The 25917-nt window shown below is 66.9% G+C and carries 22 protein-coding genes, 1 tRNA gene and 1 other RNA gene; 11 read left to right on the top strand and 13 right to left on the bottom strand.

The genetic code is table 11. The annotated features are described in order from the left end of the window. Positions 1-46 precede the first annotated feature (46 nt). The 4 genes from AC5RW2_RS25765 to AC5RW2_RS25750 all read right to left on the bottom strand — a co-directional run bounded on the left by AC5RW2_RS25765 (position 47) and on the right by AC5RW2_RS25750 (position 3810). Positions 47-667 (bottom strand): RraA family protein, encoded by a 621-nt coding sequence (locus tag AC5RW2_RS25765; RefSeq protein WP_493964141.1) that lies wholly within the window; start codon positions 665-667, stop codon positions 47-49. Continuing rightward, a complete protein-coding gene (locus AC5RW2_RS25760) occupies positions 660-1055 on the bottom strand; it encodes a RidA family protein (RefSeq protein WP_493964140.1) in 396 nt (131 codons plus the stop codon). Before AC5RW2_RS25760 ends, AC5RW2_RS25765 begins: the two co-directional genes overlap by 8 nt. After that, the gene (locus AC5RW2_RS25755; protein ID WP_493964139.1) at positions 1052-2413 is read right to left on the bottom strand and encodes an MFS transporter; all 1362 of its coding nucleotides are present in this window, start codon (positions 2411-2413) and stop codon (positions 1052-1054) included. The genes AC5RW2_RS25760 and AC5RW2_RS25755 overlap by 4 nt, the downstream gene beginning before the upstream one ends. 239 nt (positions 2414-2652) lie before the next feature. Then, on the bottom strand, positions 2653-3810 hold the full coding sequence (locus AC5RW2_RS25750) for an RsbRD N-terminal domain-containing protein (RefSeq protein ID WP_493964138.1): 1158 nt from the start codon (positions 3808-3810) through the stop codon (positions 2653-2655). A gap of 117 nt (positions 3811-3927) precedes the next feature. Between AC5RW2_RS25750 and AC5RW2_RS25745 the strand changes: the two genes are divergently transcribed. From AC5RW2_RS25745 to AC5RW2_RS25735, 3 genes are read left to right on the top strand one after another with little or no spacing between them, the layout of a single operon-like run. Further along, positions 3928-5589 (top strand): thiamine pyrophosphate-dependent enzyme, encoded by a 1662-nt coding sequence (locus AC5RW2_RS25745; RefSeq protein ID WP_493964236.1) that lies wholly within the window; start codon positions 3928-3930, stop codon positions 5587-5589. After that, entirely contained in the window at positions 5586-6845 is a 1260-nt protein-coding gene (locus AC5RW2_RS25740) for a M20 family metallo-hydrolase (protein ID WP_493964137.1), read from the top strand. The genes AC5RW2_RS25745 and AC5RW2_RS25740 overlap by 4 nt, the downstream gene beginning before the upstream one ends. A 24-nt stretch (positions 6846-6869) precedes the next feature. Further along, positions 6870-7574 (top strand): DsbA family oxidoreductase, encoded by a 705-nt coding sequence (locus tag AC5RW2_RS25735; protein WP_493964235.1) that lies wholly within the window; start codon positions 6870-6872, stop codon positions 7572-7574. Between the two features lie 81 nt (positions 7575-7655). Here the strand turns inward: AC5RW2_RS25735 and AC5RW2_RS25730 are convergent, their stop codons facing one another. Beyond that, a complete protein-coding gene (locus tag AC5RW2_RS25730) occupies positions 7656-8291 on the bottom strand; it encodes a dihydrofolate reductase family protein (RefSeq protein ID WP_493964136.1) in 636 nt (211 codons plus the stop codon). Between the two features lie 471 nt (positions 8292-8762). Here AC5RW2_RS25730 and AC5RW2_RS25725 point away from each other — a divergent pair, with 471 nt between their 5' ends. Beyond that, positions 8763-9950, top strand: a complete 1188-nt coding sequence (locus AC5RW2_RS25725; RefSeq protein ID WP_493964135.1) for an MFS transporter — start codon at positions 8763-8765, stop codon at positions 9948-9950. 4 nt (positions 9951-9954) lie between these two features. Here AC5RW2_RS25725 and AC5RW2_RS25720 read toward each other — a convergent pair whose 3' ends face one another. From AC5RW2_RS25720 to AC5RW2_RS25700, 5 genes are all read right to left on the bottom strand, one after another. Further along, positions 9955-10626 (bottom strand): LytR C-terminal domain-containing protein, encoded by a 672-nt coding sequence (locus AC5RW2_RS25720; RefSeq protein ID WP_493964134.1) that lies wholly within the window; start codon positions 10624-10626, stop codon positions 9955-9957. Then, positions 10619-10918, bottom strand: a complete 300-nt coding sequence (locus AC5RW2_RS25715) for a type II toxin-antitoxin system VapB family antitoxin (protein ID WP_493964133.1) — start codon at positions 10916-10918, stop codon at positions 10619-10621. Before AC5RW2_RS25715 ends, AC5RW2_RS25720 begins: the two co-directional genes overlap by 8 nt. 125 nt (positions 10919-11043) lie before the next feature. After that, on the bottom strand, positions 11044-12636 hold the full coding sequence (locus AC5RW2_RS25710; protein WP_493964132.1) for a multicopper oxidase domain-containing protein: 1593 nt from the start codon (positions 12634-12636) through the stop codon (positions 11044-11046). Then, on the bottom strand, positions 12633-14138 hold the full coding sequence (locus tag AC5RW2_RS25705; RefSeq protein ID WP_493964131.1) for a multicopper oxidase domain-containing protein: 1506 nt from the start codon (positions 14136-14138) through the stop codon (positions 12633-12635). The genes AC5RW2_RS25710 and AC5RW2_RS25705 overlap by 4 nt, the downstream gene beginning before the upstream one ends. Continuing rightward, positions 14131-14841, bottom strand: a complete 711-nt coding sequence (locus AC5RW2_RS25700; RefSeq protein ID WP_493952267.1) for a hypothetical protein — start codon at positions 14839-14841, stop codon at positions 14131-14133. The genes AC5RW2_RS25705 and AC5RW2_RS25700 overlap by 8 nt, the downstream gene beginning before the upstream one ends. A gap of 110 nt (positions 14842-14951) precedes the next feature. Between AC5RW2_RS25700 and AC5RW2_RS25695 the strand changes: the two genes are divergently transcribed. The 3 genes from AC5RW2_RS25695 (at position 14952) to AC5RW2_RS25685 (ending at position 18059) form a co-directional block, all read left to right on the top strand. Then, on the top strand, positions 14952-15863 hold the full coding sequence (locus AC5RW2_RS25695; RefSeq protein WP_493964130.1) for a hypothetical protein: 912 nt from the start codon (positions 14952-14954) through the stop codon (positions 15861-15863). A gap of 122 nt (positions 15864-15985) precedes the next feature. Beyond that, the gene (locus AC5RW2_RS25690; RefSeq protein WP_493964129.1) at positions 15986-17017 is read left to right on the top strand and encodes an isopenicillin N synthase family dioxygenase; all 1032 of its coding nucleotides are present in this window, start codon (positions 15986-15988) and stop codon (positions 17015-17017) included. Positions 17018-17153: 136 nt separating this feature from the next. Next, a complete protein-coding gene (locus tag AC5RW2_RS25685; RefSeq protein ID WP_493964128.1) occupies positions 17154-18059 on the top strand; it encodes an oxygenase MpaB family protein in 906 nt (301 codons plus the stop codon). Positions 18060-18398: 339 nt separating this feature from the next. Here AC5RW2_RS25685 and AC5RW2_RS25680 read toward each other — a convergent pair. Beyond that, a tRNA-Ser gene (locus AC5RW2_RS25680) sits at positions 18399-18486 on the bottom strand. 307 nt (positions 18487-18793) lie between these two features. Between AC5RW2_RS25680 and AC5RW2_RS25675 the strand changes: the two genes are divergently transcribed. The 4 genes from AC5RW2_RS25675 (at position 18794) to recR (ending at position 24098) form a co-directional block, all read left to right on the top strand. Continuing rightward, positions 18794-19798, top strand: a complete 1005-nt coding sequence (locus AC5RW2_RS25675) for a hypothetical protein (protein WP_493964127.1) — start codon at positions 18794-18796, stop codon at positions 19796-19798. A gap of 7 nt (positions 19799-19805) precedes the next feature. Further along, positions 19806-19901, top strand: an RNA gene (gene ffs, locus AC5RW2_RS25670) — signal recognition particle sRNA small type. A gap of 75 nt (positions 19902-19976) precedes the next feature. Then, positions 19977-23477, top strand: coding sequence for a DNA polymerase III subunit gamma and tau (locus tag AC5RW2_RS25665; RefSeq protein ID WP_493964126.1), 3501 nt, complete (start codon positions 19977-19979; stop codon positions 23475-23477). Positions 23478-23501: 24 nt separating this feature from the next. Then, complete coding sequence (recR, locus tag AC5RW2_RS25660; RefSeq protein WP_493942327.1) at positions 23502-24098, top strand: recombination mediator RecR; 597 nt, start codon at positions 23502-23504, stop codon at positions 24096-24098. Between the two features lie 50 nt (positions 24099-24148). On the opposite strand, the gene AC5RW2_RS25655 is transcribed toward recR, so the two are convergent. Both AC5RW2_RS25655 and AC5RW2_RS25650 read right to left on the bottom strand, forming a co-directional pair. Further along, positions 24149-24940: an alpha/beta fold hydrolase gene (locus AC5RW2_RS25655; protein ID WP_493964125.1), complete on the bottom strand. Its 792-nt coding sequence runs from the start codon at positions 24938-24940 to the stop codon at positions 24149-24151. 111 nt (positions 24941-25051) lie between these two features. Continuing rightward, positions 25052-25831, bottom strand: a complete 780-nt coding sequence (locus AC5RW2_RS25650) for a GntR family transcriptional regulator (RefSeq protein ID WP_493964124.1) — start codon at positions 25829-25831, stop codon at positions 25052-25054. Positions 25832-25917: the final 86 nt, after the last annotated feature.

Genomic DNA, 25917 nt, shown 5'->3' with positions numbered 1-25917 from the left:
GAGTGCACCTAGAATGCACCCGGGGCCCTTCCCTGCAGAGGCCTCGTTAACCCAGGTAGAGCACATCCTCCAACGGCTCCCCTGCCGCAATCCGCTTCAGGATTGCAGGCTCTGCATCGTCCGAAGCAAGAGCGGAATCGACGACGGCGGCCGCGGCGTCAGGCGCCAGAACCACCACTCCATTCTCATCGCCGAGGACGATGTCACCGGGGTTGATGGTCACGCCGCCCACCGTGACCGGAACACCAAACGTTGCTCGGCCGGAACCGTGCCGCTTGGTGGTCAGGCAAGTGGTGCCGCGGGCGAACACCGGAAGCGGGCCGTCGCCGTCTTCGGCCCGCAGATCAGTAAGGTCGGTGACCGGCCCATCTACCAAAATTCCCGCACAGCCGCGCGCCCGCGCTGCGGCTGTGGTCACCGCACCCACTGGTGCATGGGTGTGGTCACCGTTCATGTCGAGCACCAGCACCTCGCCAGGCTGCAGCCGGACGAGCGCTTGATTTACTGCCACAGCATCGGCATCAGGTATCAGGGCGGTGGCGGCAATCCCCAGCATGCGGACGCCGGGAACCATGCTTCGAATCTCGGTTCTGCAGAAGCCGTCCTCAAGGAAGTGGCCCAGGGTTGGGAGGCTGACCCGCCGCAGTTGCAGCATCAGCTCATCCATGGTCGGGTCCCGGAACCACTGCCACGCACTCGATCTCCAAGGACACGCCCCAGAGGCTCACGCAGACAGAAGTGCGTGCCGGCCGGTGGGCACCGAAGTACTCGTCGTACACCCTGTTGTACTCCTCGAGCTGGTCCTCGCTGGTCAGGTAGGTGTTCACCTTGACCACGTGCGGGAGGCCGCTGCCGGCCTCTCTGAGGATGGCCTCCAGGTTCTGGATGGTTCGGCGTACCTGGTCGGAAAAGCGCTCCGGTTGATCGGACAAGCCACCAGGGCCCGCCGGGATCTGCCCGGAGGTGAAGACAAACCCGTTGGCCACTACCGCCTGGGAGTAGGGACCTACTGGCTCCACTGTTCCGGGTGCGGCAACGATGCGGCGAATGGTCACGACCCCGCCTTGACGGAGGTCTTGACGGTATCCGTATTGTCCACGGCGTCGATGTCGCCGTGGCGCGTCTCGGTCAGCATGTACAGGGCGATCAGGGAGAGCCCGGCAGCTCCCATGATGTACCAGGCGATGGACGAGCTCTGCCCGGTAGCGGCCAGAAGCGCCACGGTGATGGCGGGCGTAGCGGCGGAGCCCAGCAGGCCCGAGAGCATGTACGAGACCGACAGACCCGAATAGCGGACCTTGGAACCGAACAGTTCGGCGAGGAAGGTGGCGATCGGGCCATAGTTGGCGGAGAACGCGAGCATCATGAGGCCGTACGCCACGAAGACCATGATCTCGGACCCGGAGTTCAGCAGCCAGAAGAACGGGAAGGCCAGGAGAGCCTCAGCAACGACGCCGGCGAAGATGATCGGCTTGCGGCCCACACGGTCCGATAGGCGCCCGAAGAAGGGAATGGCAATGAACGCCAGCAGGCAGGCGAACATAACCACCCAGAGCATCATGTTCTTGGAGTAGCCCAGCTCGGCGGTGCCGTAGTTGACGCCGGAAGCCACCAAGAGGGTGAAGGTGCTGCCCGTAGAGAGGGTGGCGACCCCGCCCAGGATGACCTGCTTCCAGTACCGCTTCATCAGGTAGGCGAACGGCAGCTTGGCCTTGGCGCCCTTCTCGCGGACCATCTTGAAGGAAGGAGTCTCTTCAATGTTGAGGCGGATGTAGATACCCACGGCAACCAGGACGGCGGAGAGGAGGAACGGTACGCGCCAGCCCCAGCTGAGCAGAGCTTCGTCGCTCAAGGTGGAGGCCACGATGAGGAAGGCTACGTTGGCCAGCAAGGTACCGATGGGCACACCGATCTGCACCATGGATCCGAAGAAGCCGCGGCGGTTTTCCGGCGCGTGCTCAACGGTCATGAGCACCGCACCGCCCCATTCGCCACCCAGTGCCAGCCCCTGGATGAGCCGGAGCAGCAGGAGCAGCAGCGGCGCTGCGATACCGATCGTGGCGTAGTCCGGGACCAAGCCAATGGCGAAAGTCGCCGCGCCCATGGTCATCAGCGAAATCAGGAGCATGGATTTGCGCCCAAGCCGGTCGCCGAAATGGCCGAAGAGAATGGCGCCCACCATCCGGGCGAGGTATGCCGAGGCGAAGGTCAGGAAGGACAGGATGGTGCCGATGGCGCCGTCGAGTTCGGGGAAGAAGATCCGGTTGAACACCAGCGCGGACGCGGTTCCGAAGAGAAACAGGTCATACCACTCCACAGTGGTGCCGATGACGCTTGCCGTGGATATCTTCCGCATCTTCTTGCGGTCCAGGCGAGCGTCAGCCGCGCTGGTTTGTGTCACATCGTGGGACATTGCATCTCCAATAGGGGTGCGAGAATTTAGTCGGCGGTTGCGCGCCGCACGCTGGTGCGGGTGACTCCCTCAATTGCCCTATCCACTATTCCCGCGCTGTAGCGTGCCTCACAATTGAGAAGCACACACGTTTAAGCCGCCCGGGTTGGGCATCTGCACACCATCACAGGAATGCCCGACGACGATGTTCGCTTGCTGCCACTGTTTAGGGCAGCTGCTTTACGGGCTGGGGCCTTACCTCAGGCCCAAGCGACCACAACCTTGGCAGCCTCCACGGGTTTCATGAGGTCAATCCCAGTCAGGTCCTTAAACCGTTTCAACCGGTTCAAGATGGTGTTGCGGTGGCAATACAGTTGCTCCGCGGTTTCGGTGACACTCCCGTTGCGGATAAAGCAAAGCACGGTTTCCTCCAGCCGGTCGCGTTCGTCTGGCCGGCACTCGACGAGCTGCGCCTCGAGTCCGGCCCGAACGTCGACCCCGATTCCCGCCATCCGCAAGCGGGTGAGGCGGGTCCAGTCCTTGCCCACGGTCAACGGTTGCCGGTCCCCGCCGGTCACCATGTCGCTGAGCACACCCGCAATACGCGCCGCCGGGATCAGCTCCCCGAGACCATGTACCGGACCGTGAACACCGCATGCCACTGTCGCCAACGGAACCGGGACCCGAACGTCGTCGAGGTTTTGCATCCCCTGCGTTTCCGGCCAGAACACGTAAGTGTATTTATCGGCTTGATGGAGAAAGGCCAGCGCCCCCCGGTGTGAAAACGACGCCAGCCGCCGGAGTGATGCAGCTGCTTTGCCCTGCGCCGCTGCAATTACAAACCGGCCATCCGGGTTCACATCGAAAGCCTTGGCGAAGCGGTTCCGGGTTTCCGGCAGCTGTCCCTCCGGCCCGAAAAGTGCGGCCACAAACTCGTGCCGGACACCCGCCTCTTCCCGGGCCATGATGATGCGCTCAGCCAGATAGCTGGAGTGGGCGGCCGTTGCATAGTCGTCAACCACCTTCCACACGCTTTCCACCCGTCTTGCCAGCAGCGCTGCTTCTTCAGGGCCTGACAACTCCAGGAGCATGCCCCATATCACCGGGAAATCAAGCCGGACCGCGGAGATCAGTGCTTCTGGAGGAACGCCTTGACGCGCCCGCCGGGCACCCAGTTCCTCCGCAAACTTCAGCAGCCCGGGATAGGAGGCAGGTTCGTCCAAGCAGTCAAGGATCAGTTGGAGGGACCCGGCGGCCGTAACCTCCAAATCGTCGGGACCGACAAGGTTCTGTGAATAACCCGGGATGTTCCGGACTCTGGTGACAAAATCCTGCGTCAATGGTCCGGCCTGCTGCCGCAGTCGTTCGACCAGCTTGGCCCAGGCGCGATCAGAGTCGTCGTCAGCGGGGGTGTGCATGAGCACAGTGTATTACCGCCAAAGGGGTTGTCTTCAGCTAGTTACTTCGCGGTTTCCGGCTGCCAGCATGGAACGAGACAATGACCGAATGAAGGGAATAGCGTGAGCACTACAGCCATGCAAACGGCCGGCGAACCCGGCCCCAGCGCGGGCCATCTGATCGTGGCACAGCTCGAGGCAGCCGGGGTGAAGCGGGTCTACGGCGTACCGGGCGAGAGCTTCCTGGACGTCTTGGATGGCCTGCACGATTCCTCAATCAGCACAGTTGTCACCCGTCACGAAGGAGGGGCTGGATTCATGGCGCTGGCCGAAGGCCGGCTGACCAAGCTCCCCGGCATCGCCATGGTTACGCGCGGTCCCGGCGCGGCGAACGCGTTCATCGCTGTCCATACCGCCTACCAGGACGCCACTCCGTTGGTGCTCTTCGTCGGTCTCATCCCTGTGGCAGACCGCGGGCGTGAATCCTTCCAGGAGTTCGACATCAACGCCTGGTTCGGCAGCACCGCCAAAAAGGTCCTGACGCTCGACCATGCTGCCTCGGCGGCCGCCATCGTTGACGACGCCATCCACACGGCGCTCAGCGGCCGTCCCGGCCCGGTGGTCATCGGCCTTCCTGAAGACGTGCTCACTCACGCCGTCCCAGGCGGCGGCCCCGTTCCCCCTCGCGCCTTGGCGGGGACAGCCCCGTCGCCGTCGGCACTCCAGGAATTCGAAGCGAGGTTGGCACAGGCCAGCCGGCCCATGATCGTGGTGGGGGGCGAAAGCTGGACCCAGGGCTCCGGTGAGGCGTTGGCCCGCTGGGCGGCCGAGCGGGGCATCCCGGTGGCGGCGGATTTCCGCGCCTATGACGCAGTCCCGCACCGGCTCGACGGCGGCGACAGCTACGTAGGGTCCCTCGGCTACGCCCGCAGCGACGCGCTCGCCGGACGGTTCGAAAAGTCCGACCTGTTGGTGTTCATCGGCTGTCCGCGCGCTGACGTGCTCAGCGATGGCTACACCGCTGGTCTGGATGCCGAAACCGTGGTCGTATTGCCAGGCGACACACTGGGACACTTCGGACGGTTGGACCAGCATATTGTGGCCGATCCTGTGGCGTTTATCGAAGCACTGGCCGGGCGCGTCACCACCAGCGCGGCAGAGCCATCTTGGCTGCAGGACGCCCGCGCGGAGTACGAGCGCTTCAGCTCCCCGGTTCCCACCGGCGGCGGCCGCGGTGTAGACCTTACCGAGTGCATGGCGGTGCTGCGCGAGGAACTCGACGATGACGCCGTCATCACGTATGGCGCGGGGAACCACGCGTTGTGGCCGGCACGCTATCTGCAACACAGATCAGCGGATTCCCTGGTGGCACCGCGCAATGGGGCGATGGGCGTAGGGATCCCGGCGGCGGTGGCCGCAGGGCTGATCTTCCCCGGCCGCCAAGTAGTCTCCGTGGCGGGCGACGGTTGCTTCCTCATGAACGGGCAGGAAATCGCTACCGCGGTGGCTTACGACAGCGCCCCGGTGGTCATCGTGGTGGACAACGGCTGCTTCGCCACCATCCGCGAGCACCAGGAACGCGAATATCCGGACCGGCCGTCAGGTACGGCGCTGACCAACCCGGACTTCGCACAGTGGGCCGAGTCCTTCGGCGGCTACGGCGAGCGAGTGGAACGAACCTCGGATTTTCGGGACGCCTTTCGCCGCGCCGCCGCCAGCGGCAAGCCCGCGCTACTGCACGTACTGCAGGATCCATCCGTCCGATCGCCGAAGACCGGAGAGCAGGAGGAAGCCCGATGAGCGGAACATTTTCCACCGAAGACGCGCGGTTCGTGCGGGACTTTAGCGTGCTGAGCCAATTTGGTGCGACCGAGAACGGCGGCGTGCATCGGCTGGCTGGGTCGGCAGCAGATGGCGAGCAGCGGCGGTGGTTCACCGAATTGCTGGAGTCGGAGGGGTTCCGGGTTGAGTTCGACCAGGTGGGCAACCAATTTGGTCTGCTGGAATTGGCCGCAGACGCTCCGTACGTTGTGGTGGGGTCTCATTTGGACTCCCAGCCGACAGCGGGCAAGTACGACGGCGCCTACGGCGTTCTCGCCGCGGCGCACGCCGCGTTTCGGCTGGCAGCCGAATGGCGCTCCACCGGCGTCGTGCCGCCATACAACCTGGCGGTCGTGAACTGGTTCAACGAGGAGGGAGCCCGGTTCAAGCCCTCAATGATGGGCAGTTCCGTCTACACGGGAAAGATGGCCGCGGCGGCTGCGCTAGCCGTGGAGGATCCCGACGGCATCACGGTATCCGAGGCGCTGCAGTCCATCGGCTGCCTAGGATCCGGAACGGGACCGACAGCAGCATTCTGCGCCGAGATTCACATTGAGCAGGGCAGGAGTATGGAGCGCGCTGGCGTGACCATCGGTCTGGTGGACTCAAACTGGGCAGCCAACAAGTACGAGTTCGTTGTCCACGGGGAGCAGTCGCATACCGGCTCTACGGTGATCACGGACCGAAAGGATGCGCTCTTGGGAGCGTCCATGCTGGTTGTGGCGGCACGCGAGATCGCTGACAGGTTCCCCGGCGTGCTGCACACGTCCGTGGGACAGCTGAACGTGTATCCCAATTCTCCGGTCGTGGTGCCGTCCAGGGTGAACCTGCTGCTGGACCTGCGGTCTGCGGATGAAGCGGTGCTGGCTGAGGCGGACCAGATCCTGCATGACCGGATGCTGGAGATCGAGCAGGCAGCGAACGTGCGGATTGAGAAGGGCAGCTCACACTGTTGGCCCGTGATGCCCTACCAACCCGAGGGCGTGGATCTGGCTGAGAAGGCTGCGGTCGACCTCGGGCTGTCCTATCGGAAGGTGAAGACCTTGGCCGGGCACGACTCGACCAATATGAAGGACATTGTTCCGACGGTGATGTTGTTTGTTCCTTCAGTAGAGGGAATCTCGCACAACGAGCACGAGTACACCCGGGATGAGGACATCGTTGCAGGACTGCACATGCTCACCGACGTGGTCCGCCGGCTGTGCGAGGGCGAGCTGGACGCGCGGAATAGCTGACGAGCAGATTATGTTGACGTGTCCATGAAGATTGAGATCTGGTCAGACATTGCGTGCCCCTGGTGCTTCATCGGCAAGCGCCGCTTTGAGACGGCCTTGGAGGGCTTCGAGCACAAGGACCAGATTGACGTGGAGTGGCGCAGCTACCAGCTGGATCCCACGCTGCCGGAGCACTACGACGGCACCGAGACCGAATACTTGTCCCGGATCAAGGGCATGCCGCAGGAGCAGGTCAAGCAGATGTTCGGCCATGTGACCGCGCAGGCCGCGGGCGAGGGGCTGAACTACGACTTCGACAAGGTGGTGGTGGCCAACAGCTTCACGGCGCACCGCTTCCTGCACCTGGCCAAGGAACACGGCCTGATGGACCAGGCCAAGGAAGCCCTGCTGTCCGGTCATTTCGAGCAGGGCAAGGACATTGGCGACATGGAGTACCTGGTGAGCACCGGCGTCGTACTGGGGATGCCCGAAGAAGAGGTCCGAGAGACGCTGGCGGGCGACCGCTTTGCCGCGGAGGTCCGCGCCGATATTGTCGAGGCCCGCGCGCTGGGTGTCAACGGGGTGCCGTTCTTTGTGCTGGACCGCAAGTACGGGATCTCCGGCGCGCAGCCGGCCGAGGCGTTTGCGCAGGCGATCCGGCAGGCATGGAAAGAGCGCAGCCCGCTGACCGTGCTGCCGCAGTCGGCCAGCGCCGACGGCGCGGTGTGCGGCCCGGACGGCTGCAACTGACCTGACCGACCGGCACCGGCACCGGCAGGACGCTTTCGGGCGGCCTGCCGGTTTGCTGTTAACCCACTTTGGTCCCCGGCCTCACTGCGGTCCGCGGACAGGCGGGCCGTCCAGCAGGGTGGGGACGTACTCGAGCAGCTGCAGCCGGCCGTCGAAGGTCCTGCTGTCCACCATTTCCAGTGCGACGTCGGGGTAGCCGTCGTAGATCCGCTCGGACCCCGTTTTGCCCGTGATCACCGGGAAGACGACCAGCCGGAACCGGTCCACTAGGCCCGCGGTCAGCAGCGAACGGGTGAGGCTGAGACTGCCGAGTGTGCTCAGGGTCCCTGTTCTGGTCCGTTTCATTTCCTTCACGGCCTCGACGGCGTCCCCGGCGACCAGCTCTGTATTCGGCCAGGCCAAGGGCTCCTGCACGGTGGAGGAAAACACCACCTTCGGCACGGCGGCCAGACCGGCCAGGCTGGCCTCCTCCTCCGTGGAGAAGCCGGCATCCTGTGCCGCAGCTTCCGCCGACATCCCGGACATCAGTCGATAGGTGTTTGCCCCCATCAGGAGGGTGTAGTCCTTCTGCGCCTCCTGATCGAGCCAGGCCAGGTACTCCGGCCCCTCCATACCCCACCAGCCGGGCCAGCCCTCGGCCGAGGCATAGCCGTCCAAAGAGATGATCAGGTCCACCAGCAGGTCCGCTGACGGCGCTTCCGCAGTTGCCTCGCCCATCGTCTTCTCCTCGTTCTGCCCGTTGGCCGGCTGGCCGCCCGGCCGCTTGTTGGACGGCCGTCCGGCGGCGCTTGGCCGACATGCTACCCCGAAGGCGATAGGTTGTTGAAGGGTGCAAGGGCAGCCCGGGCGTGCGCCGCTGCCAGGTATCCGACGCTGCCACGTCGCACCCAGCCCGGTGTCGAACGTCATATCGCTTCCTGCTGGCTGGAACCACGGCCGGGAGTAGAGTGAAAAGGCTTGGCACTCCTCGGATGAGGAGTCCTGCCACGGACTTTCCGACGTCGGCTGACGGCCCTCCTGCTGTCCCGCGATGGTCCGCTTCCCTTTGACTGTGGCGTCCGCCGTCCCGTGAGCGACGGCGGCGGAGCACCTTTGCTGCGCCCCTGCAGGTCGGTTCCGCAGGGCTGCACGGGCACTTATTGGCAACGGCCGGCGTCCGGCCCGACTGTGGAGAGGACTGATAGCGGGATGGATCAGCAACCGGCGAAACTCTGGACGAAGAACTTCATCCTGGCGATCGTCGTCAACCTGTTCATCTCCATGGTTTTCTACCTGCTGATGACCACCATGGCGCTCTATGCCGTGGATCGGTTCCAGGCGTCCGACACCGCCGCCGGGTTCGCGTCCAGCGCGTTTGTGCTGGGCTCCGTCATCGCCAGGATTTTCGCGGGTCGGCTGCTGGACCTTGTCGGTCGCCGCAGGCTGATCCTGGTGACCATGGCCGTCTTCGTGGTCGCCTCGCTGCTGTACATTCCCACCGGATCGCTGGCCGGGCTGCTGGTGCTCCGCATTGTGCACGGCATGGCCTTTGGCGCCGGCACCACCGCCGTCGCCGCCTCCGCGCAGAGCCTGATCCCGCACACCCGGCGCGGCGAGGGAACCGGCTACTTCGGCTTGTCCACCACGCTTTCGACGGCGGTGGGCCCGTTTGTGGGCGTGTTGCTGGCCGGGCTGGGCAACTATAACGCCATGTTCTACTTCTGCGCCGCGGCTTCCGTCGCCGCCTTGGTGGTGGCCCTGTTCCTGCGGGTGCCGGAACTGCCCGCCGCAAAGCGCCCCGGCCGGTTCCGGATGACCTTGAGCGATATCTTCGAAACGGCCGCCCTGCCGATCGCCTGCGTCATCCTGCTGGCGGGAGCCTCCTACTCCGGCATTCTGACCTTCCTCACCTCGTATGCGGAGACGCGAGGCTCCGCCGCGACCGCCAGCGTGTTCTTCATGGTCTACGCGGGGGCCGTGCTGGTCTCCCGCCTGTTTGCCGGCCGCATCCAAGACCGGCGCGGCGACAACAGCGTCATGTACCCCACGCTGATCTCGTTCGTGCTGGGCCTGCTGCTGCTGGTTCCGGAGCCCACCCTCCTGACCATTGTGGGTTCGGCGATCTTCAGCGGCATCGGCTTCGGCACCGTGATGTCCGGCGCGCAGGCTATTGCGGTCAAGGTGTCGCCGTCCCTGCGGATCGGCACCGCCACCTCCACGTTCTTCCTGATGCTCGACGTCGGCTCAGGGCTCGGGCCCATCATCCTGGGTGCTTTGATTCCGGTGCTCGATTACCCGGGCATGTACCTGATGCTGGCCGTGGTGATGGTGCTGGCCACGCTGTTGTACTTCTTCGCGCACGGCCGGAACGGCGGCCGCGCCGTCCGCGCCGCCTGAGGCGCTATTCCGCTGGCTCAGTGGGCGAGGGCGAGAGCCGCGGGCAGCTGAGCATGCCGGGCGTCTGGTCCACCCGCTTGGCGGGAACCAGTTCTTTGTAGCCGGCGCCCACCACTACGTCCACGCTGTCGTCGGCGCGGTCATCGGCCACGTACTCGGTGTCCGGAATGTTCCGCTGCAGGTTGAAGGCGTTGGCCTCACCCGCCTTGCCGGATACCACCACGGCGCTCATGCCGTAGAAGCTCAAGGTCTTGTTGCCCACCGAGCCGATGTCATAGCCACGTTTCGCCAGTTGGGAGGCCACCGTACTGCCCAGCCCCTCAAGTTGCGTGCCGTTGTAGACGTTAAGCCGGAAGGAGTCATTGTCCGGATAGTCGTAAATGCCGGCCGGACAGGTGATGGGCTCGGGCGGCGGCGGTGGGCCCCAGCCAGGGATTTTCAGGTCTCCGCGGGCCACCGCCATGGCGGTGAGCACGGCGGCAATAACCAGCCCCACCAGCAGCACCAAAACCACGCCGTGCAGGATCCGGCGGTGGTAGATGTGCGGCTTCTCCACATTGCCGTCGTCTTCGAAGGCAACGTCCAGGTCGTCTTCGGTGATGACGCGGCGGCCCTGCCAGTCCAAGTGTTGCTCGGGCTCGCGTTCGGGCAGCGGCGGGAGGCTGGTATCAGTCATCGACCACCAGGACCCGGGCGTGCAAGACGGCCCTCTGGTGGAGCGCCGTGCGGACCGCGCGGTGCAGTCCGTCTTCCAGATAAAGGTTGCCGTTCCACTGCACCACATGCGGGAACAGGTCGCCGAAGAACGTGGAGTCCTCGGCCAGCAGGGCATCCAGGTCCAGCGTGGATTTGGTAGTGATCAGCTCGTCGAGGCGCACTTGGCGCGGCGGCACGCCGGCCCAATCCTTGGGACTGATGTGGCCATGTTCGGGATAGGGACGATGGTCGCCGACGGCTTTGAAGATCACGGACCCAGCCTAAGGAACTCCGGCGCTGAATGAAACGCAAACCGCTGGGAGCCGCCGACCGTGGCCAAATGGTTACGCTGCGGGGCGCCGTCGCCGCCGGCCGGGACGCCGCGGCGTCCTAGGTATTAGGCAGCGGTGATCGGCACTTCACGGACGCCCAGGATCTCGCCGGTAATCCAGTCCTCCCATTCAACCCGCAGCCGGTACTTCCCTGGCTCCGGCGGATGCAGCATCACGTCGAACCGCTCGGCGGCGCCGAAGGCCAGCACGTCGGTCATCAGCGGGTAGCCGGCTTCCCGGCAGGTGGGCGACGGCGCTCCCGGAACGGAGGTGTCCCGGAACGGCCGGCCGTCATGGGCGATCAGCTCCGCCATCCGCACGGGTTCGCCGTCCGCCGTTGTAAAGTGCATCTGGTTGGGCAAGTAGTTGGCGTTCAGGATGCGCAGCAGCGTGGGTTTCTTCGCGCCGCCGGCCACGTTGGCCCGCAGCGCCGAGAGGCTCCACACCCGGTTGTCGCCGGAGCGCCGGTGTGCCAGTTCGCCGCCCATCAGGTAGAAGTGCTTGGGCTCGAAGCGGTTCAGCCCCATGTCTTCGCCGGACAGCCCGGCCGCGTGGTGCATTTCATGCCAGCGCGGATCCAGCGAGTATGGAATCAAGATGGACTCGGTGTCGATGTCGTACTCCGGCCCGTCGACAAATGCCCGCCGCGCTCCCGGTGTCACGGGGTAGTCGGGGTGGACCACCGGGTCCACGATCACCGGGCCGAACATGCCCATCTGCGCGTGCAGCACGGTGTTGACGTGGCAGTGGTAGAAGTAGGTGCCGGCCGCGCCGTAGTTTGGGTCTCCCGGCCGGCCCGGTTCCGGCGCCCACTGGTAGGTGTAGGTGCCGCCGATCTCGAAGGAGGTGTGCCCCACGCCGTCGTTGCGCGGGTCAGGCTCCAGCCCGTGCCAGTGGATGGTGTGCGGCCCCATTGACGGGTGCACGGTGGCGTGGAAGATCTCCCCTTCCAGCGGTCGGATCAGCGGCCCGGGGAAGCCGCGGCCGGACTGCGGCGAATCGAAGCTCCACATCTCAAACTCCGCGCCGTCGTCGAACCGCAGGTCCCGGTTGAAGACCTCCAGGTAGACGGACGAGTGCGGCGTCTGCTTGAACTCTGTGACCGGGCGGTCCAGGTCCAGCTGGTCGGAGCTGAAGTCCACTTGGCTGCGGAACCTGTGCCGCGGGCGGTCGTCGTCGCCCGGCCGCGGGCTCTGCGTCGGCTGCTGGGTGGGTTCCCCGCTGGGGGACGACGTCGGTGCCTCCGTGGGCTGATATGTCGGCTCCGGCGTCGGCCCGGCGGTGGGATTGTTGGTCGGCGAGCTGGTCGGTGCAGTTGTAGGCGCGGCCGTCGCGGTGGGTTTCGGGGTTGCCGTCGGTTTGGGCGTCGCGCTAGGTTTCGGCGTCGCAGTTGGCTTCGGCGTCGCCGTCGGTTTCGGTGCCGGAGCGGGTGTGGGCTTGCCGCGGCGCTTCCGGTCGTCGTCGTCCTTCTTCTTGCGGGCCTCCGCCTCCTTCTTCTTGCGGGCCTCCGCCTCCTTCTTCTTGCGCGCTTCCGCCTCTTTCCGCTTGCGCGCTTCCGCTTCGGCGCGCTTGCGGGCCTTCTCCGCCTCGCGCTTGGCTTGCTGGGTGGACTTCCGATCGTCCGGGTCCCGCCGCAGCGGCACGGTCACGTTGCTCATGCTCCCTCCCCGGGAATCGGTGCCTTCAGGTTCCAGTGCGCCACTAGGCCGCCCGGATACATGCCGCCCGCGGCGGTTTGCGACGGCTCGGCATGGCAGTGCATCGGGTACTCCCAGTCCGTGGTCCGGGCGTACCAGACCGGGTCCAGCGCGTCCGGCGGCCGCTTGACCGGGATGATGCAGTCCTTGCGGTCCATCGGCTTCAGTTCCACCACGTCCTCCCACTGCTGCAGCACCACGTGGCCCTCCTTGTCCACGTACCCGTCTTTCCGCGGCCAGTGGTAGTTGTTCCGCCGCACGGTCCAGAGGTGGTTCCCGTGGAAGTGGATCTGATGGTAGACGATGCCGGGGTTGATCAGCCGCACTAGCTGGCCGCCGCGCAGGGTGCCGGCGGTGGTGCCTTCGCCGAACTGGCGCACGTCGAGCTGCCGTGGATACCCGGAGACCAGGGTTTCCTCTTCGCTGGCCAGGTTCAGCGCCTCGTTGCGGGTCATCGCCAGCGACTCGTAGCCGCTGCGCCCGTTGAGCGTGAAGTACCGCGGCACCGCCTTGGTCTGCAGCGGGTCGACGGTGCCGCCGGCGGCCTCGATCGCCGCCCAGTTCGACTCCACCGCGTGGCAGATCCACACCCACTGCCGCTCGAAGCTGGCCCTGCCGGGCGTGATGTCCCACTGGTGCACCGGGTCCATTACCACCAGCGCACCGAACAGCCCCAGCGTCCGCTCGACCGGCGCGTTGGTCGGATCGGTGTAAATGTAGGTGCCGGCCGGCGGGCAGGGCAGCTCCAGCAGGGCGCTCTCCCCCGGCGCAATCGGACCGGTGCCGGCGTCCGCGTGGTCTGGTCCGACGTCGTGCAGGACGAACTCATGGTCCTTGGCCAGCCGGTTGTGCACCCGGAAGCGCAGCGTCGAGCCGGTCTCGGCAATGATGGTGCGCGCCGGGAAGTAGCTGGCCCAGTGGTTCCGCCGGATGAAGTACTGCCCGGGATTCGCCGGGTCCGGACCGTACGGCAGCGGCGTGCCGCGCGGCGGCAGCGCGGCCCCCAACGGATAGGTCCGCGATTCCAGCAGCCGGCCGTCTGCGGTGAACACCTTGGGCACCACCGCCAGGCTGGGCGACGCATCGCGCAGCCCGGTGGGACGGTCGCCGAAGCCGCGGTGGTAGACCAGCGAGTCGTCCACCATCTTCAGGTAGCCCTCGTTGATGTACAGGTCCAGCACGCCCGGAAGGGGCACGACGGCGGAGGGCCGGGTTCCGGTGGCGACGGACTGGGCGGGGCTCCTCGGTCCAGCCGCCGTTGCCTGGGCCGGTGCCGCACCGCCCAGTCCGCCCAGGGCCAGCGCGCCGAGCCCGGCGGCGGCCCCGTATTTGAGGAAGTTCCAGCGCCCCACACCGGTTGCGTCCGGCGATTCCTCCGGCAGCCCGTACTCCGCACCGGCAGCGGCGGTGATGGCCGTGACGCCCGCTGCGCCGTAATCCGGTTCCGGAACTTGTTCAGTCATGATGGCCGCCTTCGTCCAGCCAGCCGGGCCGCAGCGCCACCCGCGGCAGCTGGAGCTGCAGCGGCGCGGAATGCAGCCACGGATCGGTGAACTCCGCGGAGATACTCTGCGCGTCCGCCGGCACTAGGAAGCTGATCCAGAAGCGTTCGGCGCTCCCGGGCGGCAGCGCCACGGCCTCGCCCGATTCCCGGTTGGTCACCGTCGGCCCGCCGTCGCCGACCTTCAGCCGCAGCTGTCCGGGCGCGAACAGCACATGTCCGTCCGAGGCGTTGTGCACCTCCAGCTCCACCAGCAAGTGGTCGCCCCAGGTCATGTTCGCCGGCTGCGGTGCCGTCGCCACGATGGCACCGTGGCCCGCGTGTCCGGACCCGCCCGGTGCTGCGCTGGCCACAGACCCCGCCGTTCCCGGCCCCGCCGCAGTGGAGGACCCGGCGCCCGAGGCGGGAACACCGCCGTCGTACGCCAACCGATGCTGGCGCTCCGCGGACAGCAACCGCACACTGCCGAAGGACGTTTCCACGCCGCCCGGCCCCGCGCCGCCTGCCCGTTGATGGCTCGCCGCCAGCAAGCCGGCACCACCCACCGCGCCGGCCACGCCGGCGCCAACCAAAACTCCAAACACACGGCGCGACAGACCGGACGGCAGGCTCGTGCTGCCTTCCGGTTCCGATGCGACCGCGCTATCCCCAATTAGCGTTGTCATTGCGGTACCGCTTCCACTCCCCAATGGATATACAGGACCCATCTTGCCCGCCCGGCTTGGGAAAAACTGGAGGGGTGCCAACCGTCCGGGCACGCGGCCATACTGGGATCATGACACTCACAGCCCGTGCCCCCGCCCGCCCCGAGCAGCCACCCATCGGGCTGCTGCTGGACGTGGACGGCCCGGTCTCCTCCCCCGTGACCCGCACGGTTCCGCCCGAGATCATTTACTCGCTGCTGGTGATGGCCAAGCGCGGCTGGCCGATCGTGTTCAACACCGGCCGCTCGGACCATTTCATCCGCGAGCAGGTCATGGAGCCGATGCTGGCAGCCGGGATGCCGGCAGGGGTGCGCTGCTATGCGGTCTGCGAGAAGGGCGCCGTCTGGTTCAGCTTCACGGCGGAAGGCCCCGGCACCATCCACGTGGACCACTCGCTGGCCCCGCCGCAGGAGTTCGCCGCCGAGGTGCGCAAGCTGGTCAGCTCGGGCTACTCCAGCCTCATGTTCTTCGACGAAACCAAAAAGGCCATGGTGTCCGTGGAGCAGGTGGTGGGCACCGAGAACCGGGAGTACCGCCGGGTTCAGGAAAAATTCGACGCCGAGGTCCTGGCTTTAATGGGCCGGTTCGACATGGGTGCCACCCGGCTGGATCAGCACCTGCCGAACAGCGACGACCGGATTGACTACCGGGTGGATCCGAACATCATCGCCACGGACATCGAATCGGTGCAGCTGGGCAAGGACCTGGGCGCGCAGCGGGCGCTGGAAATGCTGGCCGCCGACGGCGTGGTGCCGCATGCTTGGCGGACCATGGGCGATTCGCGCACGGACTATGCCATGTCCGACCTGCTGCACCACAACGGCCATGCCGTGCTGCACGTGGACGTACGGCCGGCGGAGGGCGTGCCGCAGAAGCCGTATCCGGTGCTGACCGCGGCCCACCTGGGTTTCCCGAAGGCCGTGCATGAGGAGGCCGGCGCGGCGTTCCTGCGGACCTGGGCCGCGATCGCGCAGACGCTGTAACACCGCGTAACCGGGGGTGTATTTCACGCCTGATCTCCCCGGGAGTCAAGCAAAACTTTGCCGGCGCAGCAATTCGTAACCTCCGTAATAATTGACAGCGGAGCCGGTGCTAGCCTGCCAGCATGAACGCTTTCGAGGGATCCATTCCAGTACTCGACATGAGCACCGCCCGGCTGGCGGACGGCAGCTTCAATCCGGACTTCATCGACCAGCTGCGCGACGCCGCGCACCGCGTCGGTTTCTTCCAGATTGTCGGCTACGGCGCGGCCGACGGCCAGGTGGCCGAGCTCTTCGACGCGATCAAGCGCTTCTTCGAGCTGCCGCTGGAGGAGCGGCTCAAGCTGGACAACCGGAATTCCCCGCACTTCCGCGGCTACACCCGGATGGGCACCGAGCGGACCCAGGGCCGGGCCGATGCCCGCGAGCAGCTGGACTACTCGCCGGAGAGCGAGCCGGTCACCGACTACTCCGAGGACCAGAAGTACTGGCTGCTGCGCGGCCCGAACCAGTGGCCGGACGCTGTGCAGCCGGACCTGCGTGAGAAGGCGATGGCCTGGGCCGAGCTGATGTCTTCGGTGGGCCACGACCTGTTGTCCGCCATCGGCGTCGGGCTGGGCCTGCCGGAGGATTACTTCGACGAGCCGTTCGCGGATACCCCGCACTGGATGGGCAAGCTGGTGCACTACGTGGGCGGCGTCGTGGAAGAAGCCGGCGACCAGGGCGTGGGCGTCCACGCCGACTACGGTTTTGTCACCCTGCTGCTGCAGGACATGGTCGGCGGTCTGGAGGTCCGGCCGCCGGAATCCGAGGAATGGCTGCCGGTGGAGCCGATCGAGGGCGCCCTGGTGGTAAACCTGGGCGAAATGCTGGAGGTAGCCACCGACGGCTACATCACCGCCACCATTCACCGCGTGCAGGCGCCGCCGCCCGGCGTGGACCGCTACTCGGTGCCGTTCTTCTGGTCGCCGCGCCTGGACGCCGTGATCGATCCGGTCCCGCTGCCGGCCGAGCTCAAGGCCGAGTCCCGCGGACGCACCGACGACCCGACCAACCCGATGCTCTCCAGCTTCGGCGCCAACATGCTCAAGGGACGGCTGCGCGCCCACCCGGACGTGACCGAGAAGTACTACCCGGAACTGCTCGCCAAGAAGTAGCAGCGCCCGCCCGCCGGCGGGTCGACCGCGCGGAGCCCCGCGGTCGACGCCGGTGGGCGGCCAAGCGAGCCCCAGCGAGCGCGTGGAGACCACTTCTCCCCTGCACAACCTCCGCCCGCACACTCATAATGGCTGTGTGGGCAACATCCTGATTCGCTGGCGCGACGAACTGCGCGGCACCTTCTCTGGTCAGAGCAAAACAGTCCCGCAGTGGGAACTGGCGTTGGAAGACGGCGACGACGAGGGCTACTTCGCGCCGGATTCCGCGGTCTGGGAGGTCCACCGTTCGATGACCACGCTGGTGGCGGGCATCCGTTCCCTGCTCACCCAGACACTGCACCCTGGGGCGCTGGCCGGTGTGGATGACTTCTCCGCGTACCGCGAGGCTCCGCTGGCCCGGCTGGCCAACACTATCCGCTGGATCTTTACCGTTACCTACGGCGACACCGCCGCGGCCAAGTCTGCCTGCGACATGGTGCTGCACCTACACGAACGCGTCCGCGGCACCTACGCCAATGCGGCCAGCGAGCAGCAGTCGTACTACGCCAATGATCCGCATCTTCTGCGGTGGGTGCACCTGACCTTCACCGATGCTTTTGTGACGTCCTATCTCACGTACGGCAGGCCACTGCCCGGGGGGCCGGACCGTTACGTCGCCGAATGGGCCAAGGCCGGTGAACTCATGCAGATCGCTGACCCGCCTCGGAGTTACGCGGAACTGCGCAGCCAACTGGCCAGCTTCGGGCCGGAGCTCGTGGCCTCGCCCGCCACGGCCGAGACGGTCTCGTTCGTCCGCCACCCGCCGCTGCCCCGGTCCCAACGGCTGGGTTACCGCATTCTTTTCGCCGCCGCCGTCGAAACCCTCCCAGCGAACTACCGCCGGTTGCTGGGGCTGCGGCCAAGCACTCCGCCGCCGCTGCGGATCCTGATTAAGCCCGCGACCAAGATCGTGCTCGGCGTCGTCCGGCTGGGCCTGAGTAAGACCGGTCCCAGCGAAGCCGCCGCCCGCCGCCGCCTGGCCCGGCTCAGGCAGCAGGCCTGAGGCTCTGCGGGCTCCAGCAGGCTGACGGCCCGCCTTGGTCAGCAGGCCTGACGGCAGTACGCCCGACGCGATCGGAACTCCTGCCGCAACTTCCCATATTTCAGCGTTCACTGAAATAAACGCGCAGGTCAGGGGCTTTTTCTCCTCCAAGACGTAGGAAGTTACTGCTATACGTGGGAAGTTACGGCGGAAGGTTGGGCGCCACAGGCTATTTAGGCAGCGCCGAGCACTACCGCCGTCGTCAGGTGTGGTCCGCCCACCCAAGTTACCCGTCGCCGTCGCCGTCGTTAAAGGAAAGCAGCGGCCCCGGTCTGCAGTGCAGATCGGGGCCGCTGTTCTTGGCGGAGGATGGGGGATTTGAACCCCCGAGGGCGTGAACCCAACACGCGTTCCAGGCGTGCGCCATAGGCCGCTAGGCGAATCCTCCAGATGTTTGCTCACAAGAGCAGATACCAGAGTACCCGAAACCGGGCCGATCTGCCGAATCGGGGAGGCGGCCGGGGAGTTCCGGGCGAAGGGCGCAATGCCTGATCGGTCGGAGGCAGAGTGGATGCCTCCGCGCAGCATCCGCAGGCGTCGAAGCAGGCGTCGTGGGACCCGCCGGAACGAATTCCCTGCAGGCCGGACGCATCGGACCGTCCGCTCTGGAAGCCTGAATCCGGCAGTGGCAAGATATCGCCATAGAAGAGGTGAAGGGCTCAGGGGAAGCCTTCATCCGAGGGGAATGAGGCGCCGTGGCCAGCGATCCGCCCACAGAAGGCAGCACTCCATCGGCGCGCATTGTGGACTGGCTGCTGGCCGGCGACCCATCCATCCAGTTCCAAACCTTGCGCGACCTCTGCGACGCGCCCGACCCTGAGGTGGCCAAAGCGCAGGCCAAAATTCCGGTCAGCGGTTGGGGGGCGCTGTTGCTCGAGGCACAAGATCCGGACGGCAGCTGGGACGGCGGGCTCTACAACCCCAAGTGGACCTCCACCATGTTCACCCTGCTGCTGCTGCACTGGCTTGGCCTGCCGGCCGGGCACCCGCAGGCCGTTTCCGGGTGCCTTCGGCTGTTGGACGGGGCGGAGTACTTCGACGGCGGCCTCGATTTTGGGCGACATCCGAAGCGGGCCGAAAACTGCGTCACGGCGATGACCGTGCTGGTCAGCTCGGAGCTGGGCCAGCGACTCGACGGCGATTCCCGAATCGACGACGCGGTGGCCTGGCTGCTTGCCGAAGAACTGGACGACGGCGGCTGGAACTGCGAGCCGCACACCTCGCCGGACAAGCATGGCTCCTTCCACACCACCATCAGCACGCTGGAGGCGCTGGCCGCCTACCGGCACAGCGGCGGACCGCTCCCGGTTGCCGCCGCCGAGGCCCGCGGCCGCGAATTCCTGCTGATGCATTCGCTCTACCGCTCGCACCGCACCGGCGGGGTCGCCCATCCTACGCTGGCCCAGTTCCGGTTCCCGCCGCAATGGCACTTCGACATCCTGCGCGGGCTGGAGTACTTCCGCGCCGAGGACTGCCCGCGCGATGACCGGATGTCGATGGCCGTGAAGGCGATCGCCTCGCACCGGCGCAGCCCGGGCAACTGGGGCGGCTATCGGCCGTACCCAGGTCGGTTGTGGTTCCGCTGGACGCCCGAGGACATCAGCCGTTGGGCCACCCTCCGCTGCGCCCGCGTGCTGCGCTGGTGGGAGGCCGCCGGCAGCGCCGCCGGTGATTTCGGCACGCCGTCGGGAGTCGGGTAGACTATTCGTCGGCCCCTCATGCGGTGTCATCCTGTGAACTCCCCCAGGACCGGAAGGTAGCAAGGGTAAGCGGGCTCTGGCAGGTGCATGAGGGGTCTTTACTTAACCCCCAGCAGGGTATCCCCAGCCCGAGCGCTCCGGCGTGCGCGGGCCCAGTTCCAACCGATAGGGTTTCATCGTGAGTACAGCCCTTTACCGTCGCTACCGCCCGGACACTTTCGCGGACGTTATCGGGCAGGAACACGTCACCCATCCGCTGATGGCGGCGCTGCAGAAGAACCGCGTCAACCATGCCTACCTGTTCTCCGGCCCGCGCGGCTGCGGCAAGACCACCTCCGCCCGGATCCTGGCCCGCTGCCTGAACTGCGCGGAAGGCCCCACGCCCACCCCGTGCGGCAAGTGCGACTCCTGCGTTGAACTGGGCCGCGGCGGCCCCGGCAGCCTGGACGTCATCGAGATCGACGCCGCCTCCCACGGCGGTGTGGACGACGCCCGCGACCTCCGCGAACGGGCCACCTTCGCCCCGGTCCGCGACCGCTACAAAATCTTCATCATCGACGAGGCCCACATGGTCACGTCCGCCGGCTTCAACGCGCTGCTGAAGATCGTCGAGGAGCCGCCGGAACACATCAAGTTCATCTTCGCCACCACGGAGCCGGACAAGGTCATCGGCACCATCCGCTCGCGCACCCACCACTACCCGTTCCGGCTGGTGCCGCCGGAACCGCTGATGCAGTACCTGGAGCTGCTCTGCCGGCAGGAGAACGTGCCGGTGGCCCCGGGCGTCCTCTCGCTGGTGATCCGCGCCGGCGGCGGTTCGGTGCGCGATTCGCTGTCCGTGCTGGACCAGCTGATGGCCGGCGCCGGCCCCAACGGCCTGGATTACGAACTGGCCGTTTCCCTGCTCGGCTACACCCACGCTTCGCTGCTGGACGACGTGGTCGACGCCTTCGCCGCGGCAGACGCGTCCACAGTGTTCAGCGCGGTGGACCGCGTGGTGCAGACCGGCCACGACCCGCGCCGCTTCGTCGAGGACCTGCTGGAGCGTTTCCGCGACCTGATCATTGTCCGGGCGATGCCGGAAAGCGCGCACGCCATCCTGCGCGGCGTGCCGGAGGACCAGATCGCGCGGATGCAGACCCAGGCCAACCAGCTAGGCGCCTCCGAACTCTCCCGCGCCGCGGACATCACCAATCAGGCGCTGACCGAGATGACGGGCGCAACGTCACCGCGCCTGCATCTGGAACTGCTCTGCGCGCGCATCCTGCTGCCCGCCGCCGACCAGGGCGAGCAGGGCGTCGCGGCCCGGGTGGACCGGATCGAGCGCCGGCTCAGCTACGGCGGAGCCCCGGTGTCCGCTCCGCTCGACCAAGGCCAGGCGCCCGTCGCCCACGCTGCCGCTGAACCAGCACTCACCGGTGCCGCGGCTGCGCGCGCCGCGCTCCGCGGAGCCAATGCCCAGAAGCAGGCGCAAGCCCCGGCCCCGGCAGAAACTCCGCGTCAGGATGCCGAGCGCATCACTCCCCCGCGGGTGAGCACCGCCGATTGGCCGCGCGAGGACCAGCAGGGGTCGGCCACCAATTCCCGGCCCGTGGCGCAGCCTGCCCAACAGCACGACGGCGGAGCTCCCGCTACTTTCGGTCGGACGGCACCTGTGGCTCCGGAAAGCCCCGGAACCCCGGATTCAGACCCCGCCGGTGGCTTCGGTGCCGCTGCGTCTGCTGCCCCGGAGCCTGTGACCCCGGCAGCTGACGCTCCCGCTGGCTCCGCCCCGAACGTCGAACCCGGCCCCGCCGTTCCGTCCTCCGTTTTCGGTAACCCGCAGGACGCCGGCCGGCAGGACGCTGGCGTAAAGGGAACGCCCAGCGCCGGCCAACCGAAGGAACCTGCCGCCAGCCCGGCGGCTGGAACATCGGCCGACTGGGGCGGCGCCTGGGGCGCCATGCCGGAACCGGCACCGGCCCCGGCACCGGCACCGGCGAAGCCCACTACCCAGGCGCCGGCTCAAGCGGTGAACCAGACCTCGCGGCCAGCGGCCCAGCAGCCGGTCCAACAGTCCGGGGCTCCGCAGGCTGCCGATGCGCGCGGCCAGCGGCAGCCGCAAGCCCCGGGACAGCCCATGGCTCAGCAGCCCGCCCATGCAGCACCGGCCCAGCAGCCCCGCCCGGAACCGTCCGCAGCACCGGTGCAGCCTTCGCGGCAGGACCAGGCAGCGCCGCAGGCCGCGGCTCCGCGGCAGAGCCAGCCTGCCCCGCAGGCATCAGGCCAGATCGAAATGATCCGCCGTGCCTGGCCGGAGATTCTGAGCACCCTCAGCGGCATCCGCAAGGTGACGTGGATGAATGTCAGCGCCAATGCCTCGCCGCTCAGTCTCGACGGCGCAGCGCTCACGCTCGGTTTCAAGAATCAGGGCTCTGCCACCAACTTCGGCAACGGCGACCACGCGGAGAACCTGCGGCAGGCCATCCAGCAGGTGCTCGGCCTGGACCTGCGGATCCTGACCGTGGAAGATGCCTCGGTGACAGCGGGTGAGTCCAGCCCAAAAGTACCAACTAGCCGGCAGCAGCCGGCAGACGGTGGATGGCCCGCCAACCCCGCTACGGTAAACGCGCCCGCTCCTGTCCCGGAGCCCGCGGCGCACAACACCCCGCCGAGTCCTGCACCGACCACCGCGCCGCCTGTGCCGCCGGTCGGTTTCACGCCCACCCCCGGCTCGGCGCCTTCCGGGTCCTCGGCCGCGTCGGGTTCGTCGGCTGTCTCGGCAGCGTCGGGTTCGTCGGCTGTCTCGGCCGCGTCGGGTTCGTCGGCTGTCTCGGCAGCGTCGGGTTCGTCGGCTGTCTCGGCAGCGTCGGGTTCGTCGGCTGTCTCGGCACCGTCCGGCATCTCGAGCCCCTCTGCCGTGTCCAGTGCTTCGGCAGCTTCTGGCTACTCCGCGCCCAGCGGGATGTCCGGGCCCACTGCCGCTTCCGCGGACACCGGCTCGTCCGCAGCCTCCGGCTTCTCCGCGGCCTCCGGCTTCTCCGCGGCATCGGGGGCGTCAGCAGCCAGCGGGATGTCCGGGGCCACTGCGGCCTCGGCGCCCTCGGCCGATTCACCGAACAGCGCTTCCGGCAACGGCCCGCGGCCTCCGGCCCTGCCTGGAGAGAAGCCGGTGTTCGCGCAGCTGGCCGAGCGGATGGCTTCGGCGTCCCCCGCTGCTGTCACCGTGGTACCTGGCGCGGTCGCCCTGAAGTCGGCTTCGGACCAGTCGGTGGCGGGTGCGGAAGCTCCGGCTCCAAACGGCCCTGTAAGTGCCCAGCCGAACAGGCAGTTCAACGGCGCCCCGGCTTCAGGCGAAAGCGCTCCAGCGCCGTCGGCCCCGGCCTCGCCGTACGACGACATCCCCTACGCCAACGACGAACCGCCCGCTGAAGAGTGGGAAACGACGCCGGATCGGCAAGTGCCCGGCCAGAAGCGCAGCCGCTACCAGCAGCTGCTGGACCAGGCGAAGGCGACGCAGGCAGCGGCAACTCCGGCAGCGCCGTCCCCGTCCGGCAGTAACCTAAACTTGAGATACGTCGAGGACATCCCCAGCGACGACGACGAGTCCATCGAGGACTCCGGGCTTGTAGGCCGCGCAGCCATCGAACGTTTGCTCGGCGGACGCCTGATTGAAGAACGAAGCCACGACGGTTCCTAACCGAACGCGGAGAATGAAGGTTCAGTGTACGAAGGTGCTGTCCAGGAGCTGATCGACGAGCTCGGCCGCTTGCCTGGAATCGGCCCGAAGTCCGCCCAGCGCATCGCGTTCCATATTCTGGACGCCGATCCGGCCGACATGAAGCGGCTGGTTGATGCCGTAACCAACGTCAAGGAACGAGTGAAGTTCTGCTCCATCTGCGGAAACGTCTCGGAACAGGAGACATGCAACATCTGCCGCGACCCGCGCCGGGATCCGACGGCCATCTGCGTGGTGGAAGAGTCCAAGGACGTCATTGCGATCGAGCGGACCCGCTCCTTCAAGGGCCGCTACCACGTGCTCGGCGGCGCGATTAACCCGATTGGCGGCGTGGGCCCGGAGCAGCTTCGCATCAAGGAACTGCTGAACCGGCTTTCGGACAAGCAGATCGAAGAAATCATTATCGCCACGGATCCCAATCTGGAAGGCGAAGCCACCGCCACCTACCTGGCTCGCATGCTCAAGGCCATCGGCATCCCCGTGAGCCGGCTGGCCTCGGGCTTGCCCGTAGGCGGGGACCTGGAGTACGCGGACGAAGTCACGCTGGGCCGCGCGTTCGAAGGCCGCCGCATCCTGACTTAATGCCTGCGGTCGGCGCTGTATCCGGCCCAGCGCCTGCGGCTCAGGCAGTCTCACCCCGCCAAGAACTTGATGATGGCCTCCCTGACGGCGGTTGGCGCATCCTGAGTCACGAGATGTCCGGCTTCCGGGACGACGTATTCGGCCACGTTTTCGGCTGCTGCCCACGCCGGCATCGCCGTGGCAATATTGCCGGTTTTGTCTTCCGCGCCGCGGATCAGGAGCAAGGGAATGGGCGTACGGTATTCGGCGTCCGGCGCCACGAACTGAACGGTGGCCCGCCACACGTCGATGAACCCGCGCTTGCTGACCTGCGAGAACGCGCGTTCCGCATCGGCCCTCCCGGCCTCGGTCGCAGCGGAAGCATTCGCCATGACTCTCGGCAGGCGCCGGGCCGGAATGAGCGCCAGCATAGGTCCCGCCAGCCGCAGCAGGACCCGTTCGGCGGAAGTGAGCGGACCAGCGTTCCAAGTGGAGTCCATCACGATCAGACCGGCATACTTGCCTGGATCTCTTCGGACAAGCTCCTGTGCGATGTTGCCACCAAGCGAGTGGCCCGCGAGTACGGGGCGATCTAGGCCCAGCTCGGCGATGAGCGCTTCCACATCCTGAACAAACAACTCCGCTGTGAGCGGCGCTGTGTTGGGCTGCGATTGCCCCTGACCGCGGAGGTCATGCAAGACCACCCGCTGGCCACGCTCGGCAAGCGCGGCCGCCTGCGCCTCGAACATGGCATGATCGGCGCCGGCACCATGAAGGAAAACGACCGCGGGATTATCGCCGGGCATGTCAGCGTAGCGAAGTGTCATTCCAGGCAGTGCGAGTTTTCCGGGCAGATTCGCCATGTGCTGAATGTAGCAAGACGGTCCCGGGCGGTTGGTCTCCCCTTGGTCTCCGCGCAGGCGCAAGCGCCTTGGTCGACCACCGGGGACGGCGCGCCTTTGGTCGGCCGCCGGCTAGTCGGTGGGGCCGGGGGTGTGGTCGATGGGTCCGAGTTCGTAGACGGCGCCGGGCTCGGCGACCTCGGCGACCGTCTCCACCTCAATGCCCTGCTCGGCCAGCTCTCCGGTCATGCGGGCGGTGGCTTCGTTGAGGTGCTCGGCGATGGCAGCGGCGACTGCCTCTGCGTCGCCGGATTCCAAGGCCGCCATGATGGCCTGATGGGAGGGCGTCACGTCTCGGCGCACCACGTAGCCGTCCTTGCTGCTGAAGCTGGCGAGCCGCGTTTCCACCACCAGCGTTGACATGTAGCGGGTCAGCCGAGTGTTGCCGGCCGCCTCCACCAAGGCGAAGTGAAAGTCCAGGTCGGCATCGCCGATGGTCCGTGCGTCGGTTCCTTTGACCGCCTCGACCAGATGCTCGAAGGCCGCCGTCACCTTGGTGAGGGCACCGGCGTCGTTGTTTCGAATGAGGATCCGGGCAGCGTGCGTTTCCACGGCAATGCGCGCTTCAAACAAGTCAGGAAGCCGGTCCTCGGACACGGTGGCCACCCGCAGGCCCTGCCCCGGTATGGCCGTCAGCAGGCCCTCCTGGACCAGGCGCTGCGCGGCCTCGCGCAGGGGGCTGCGGCTGACGCCCAGCTGGCGGGAAATCTCCACCTCGCGCAAAGGGGAACCGACGGGAAGGCCGCCGGAGTAGATGGCGTTCCGCAGCTCGGTGGCGATCAGGTCCACCGTGGACGGACGGTGCACTCGCAAGAAAGCCGGCGCGCCGGCCGGTGCGGAGTTGTGCGGCATCTGGTTCCTAACTCTTCCGGCGCTTCGGATGCAGGCGATCGCCTGATCAACAGCGGGCGTCCGCCGTTTCCGCCACCCCGTAGGCA

Source organism: Arthrobacter sp. B0316-1-20 (assembly GCF_059091865.1).
This window is presented reverse-complemented; position numbering and strand designations above follow the sequence as displayed.